The sequence below is a fragment of the Micromonospora sp. NPDC002717 genome, from assembly GCF_040295705.1.
In the GTDB taxonomy this organism is placed as follows: domain Bacteria; phylum Actinomycetota; class Actinomycetes; order Mycobacteriales; family Micromonosporaceae; genus Micromonospora.
Genome location: NZ_JBEOVW010000083.1, coordinates 1 through 2,576 on the forward strand (window position 1 = coordinate 1; position 2,576 = coordinate 2,576).

The following is a 2,576-nucleotide window of genomic DNA, read 5'->3' on the forward strand; positions in this document are numbered from 1 at the left end:
CATCCTGCACTGGTCGATCTGGCGACGAACATCCCAATCCCGAGCCCGCCGATCCCACTACCAGCGCAGACAGGCCAGGTGACGTTGGAGTACTAAGGGACGTCTCGTGACTGAGTCTCGCGTCCACCGTGGATCATGGTGGGGTGCAGGTGATCTCGGCAGCCCGCCCGGAGTGGATCTTTCCGTTCACCGGGCTGCAGCCCGCCCAGTTCCGCAGGCTGGTCCGGCTGGTCGCCGAGCGCGGTGGTGACGGCATCGCCGACGGCCGGCCGGGCCGGCAGTGGGCCCTCGACCTCGCCGATCGGGTACTGCTGGTCGCGGCGTACTGGCGTACCAACCTGACCATGCGGCAGATCGGCCCGCTGTTCGGGGTCTCACACGCCGCCGCGCACCGGGTCATCGACACCCTCGGACCGCTCCTCGCACTCGCCCCTGTGCGCCGGCGACCGGTCGACCAGATCGCCATCGTCGACGGCACCCTGATTCCCACCCGCGACCACGGCTTGGCCGCCCGCAGCAAGAACTATCGGTACTCGACCAACCTGCAGGTCGCCATCGACGCCAGCACCCGCCTGATCATCGCCGTCGGCGACCCGCAGCCGGGCAACCGCAACGACACGATCGTCTACCGCGCACCAGCGGCATCGAGGAGAAACTCGACGGACGGCCGGTCATGGCCGACGGCGGCTACCGCGACAACCCCGAGGTGATCATCGCGTACCGCAAGCCCGCCGACGGCAGCGATCTGCCGGACTGGAAGGAAGACCTCAACGTCGAGCACCGCACCGTTCGAGCAGGGGTCGAACACGCCCTGGCCAGGATGAAGTGCTTCAAGATCCTGCGCGACTACCCCGCGCCGCCCACACATTGGCCGACGCCGCTTCCGGCATCGCCAGCCTCCACAACATCATCCTCGCCGGCTGACCGCCGACCCCGTCCCAGGCAACGCCTTCACCCGGTTTCGTCCGCCCGCAAAGAAGATCAAAGGCCACCAGACAGGACTACTTCCTGAACCATGACAGCTGATGCCACCGATGCGGCAACAGTCCACCCCAGGTGAGCCGCTCGACCCGCGCCGAGCGGCCAACGGCTCCTGTGGATCTACAGAGGCGGACGTGCGGGGGCTACAGGGAGCAGTCCCAGAGACCTCAGTATGCGTCCGGTATCGGCCCCATCAATGATCATGTAGAAACGGGGGTGCCGCACGTCGTGGGCGTAGGCATCCATCATGCCAACCACGCTCGGCTTTATCTGATGACAGTGCTGCAGAACGAGTAGCTCCGCGGGCTCGGTGAACAGCCGGTCGATCTGGTCACCGTTCTTGCCCAGAGCCTTGACGTCCATCGCGCGAGGGAAGCCCGGTCCCTTGAACAGCCATGCGGCCGACAGCTGGCGCCCACGGGCGAACAGTCGTGAGGTGTAGAGGTCGGAGCGTTCGCCACCCCAGTCTTTCGGAACGTACGGCTCGCCGAGCAGCTCGGCAAAGGCGCGCTTCACCGTGTCCTCCGGCACACGCAGCACCGCTTCACCCTCGGCCTCGGCGAAGGGAGATGCGAAGTCGATGCCGCTGAACTGGCCGATATCGCTGGGGTAGACCCGCGCTCTCGGCGCTGAAGCTCCGGCGGGAAGGTCGTCATCGACGAACGACCTGATTCCGATGAAGACCGGCCTGAGCTCGACTTGCTCCGCGCTGAGATTGGTGACCGTCCCGATCAGGTAAACCCGCCTGTTCCCGGCGAGGCTCCCGGACGCGGAGGAACTGGCGATTCGTGCCGCGTTGAATGTTCCGGTGACACGCATAGGCTCGCCCGCGTCGAGCACCGCCGTGAAGCTGGCTGGCTTGAAGCCTGGGGCGTCGCGATCCCGGTCTCGCTGGAACTCAAACTGCAGCTCGGTGCCGACGACTTGCCCCGCACGTAGGTCCCGCTCCAGGACGCGCCTGGCCAGTTCGCCGATTCCCAGCGAGGAGAGCGCCTGGGCGAGTTCTGCGGCGAGCACGTAGGGCAGTGCTGCTTCGGGATCGCTCCTGCGGGCCGCCCGCGCCCGTGCGGATTCCGTCCGGTGCTCTCCGAGTAGGGACTGAACCTGGTCCTGGTGCAGGAAGTACGGCTCGAGCGCAATGCGCGTCATCGACAAGATGATCCTTTCGGTCGGGACGGCGAGGGAGCGGTCACGGGATGTCCTTGAGCAGGCGGAGGAATTCGTCGACGTCTTGTGGCCTGTCGGTTGGCTTGTGGCGGGTTGCTTCCGCTACTACAGCTACCCATGGTCCGCTGGGAGGCAGCAGTGGGAGATTCTGCTCCGGTCGTTCCCCGGTTAGGATGGCTGCGATGAGCCGCCCGATGCTGTAGATGTCGGCGGCGACCGTCACTTTGTGGGGGTTTCCGGACGACAGCTCCGGCGCGGCGAATCCCTCGGAGCCGAAGCCGGTGCCAGTCCGAGTTTGGCGCGGAATGCTGGTTTCCCCTCGGGGCTGCCGGCCTAAAGGACGTCTCGTAACTCGGTGAAGGCGTTGCCCGGCAACGGTGTTGGTGTCACCCCGCGAGGATGATGTTGTGGAGGTGGGCGATGCCGGA

General features: G+C 66.2%; 1 protein-coding gene and 1 pseudogene. One reads left to right on the top strand and one right to left on the bottom strand.

The window, feature by feature from the left end; translation table 11 throughout:
• Window positions 1–143 precede the first annotated feature (143 nt).
• Window positions 144–924: pseudogene (locus tag ABT006_RS34915) on the top strand (transposase family protein).
• Between the two features lie 177 nt (window positions 925–1,101).
• Here the strand turns inward: ABT006_RS34915 and ABT006_RS34920 are convergent.
• A complete protein-coding gene (locus ABT006_RS34920; protein WP_350712741.1) occupies window positions 1,102–2,130 on the bottom strand; it encodes a hypothetical protein in 1,029 nt (342 codons plus the stop codon).
• Between the last annotated feature and the right edge of the window lie 446 nt (window positions 2,131–2,576).

What these genes read in the sequence shown, in the direction of transcription:
- ABT006_RS34920 (WP_350712741.1), bottom strand. Translation starts at nt 2,130, where the DNA reads ATGACGCGCATTGCGCTCGAGCCGTACTTCCTGCACCAGGACCAGGTT.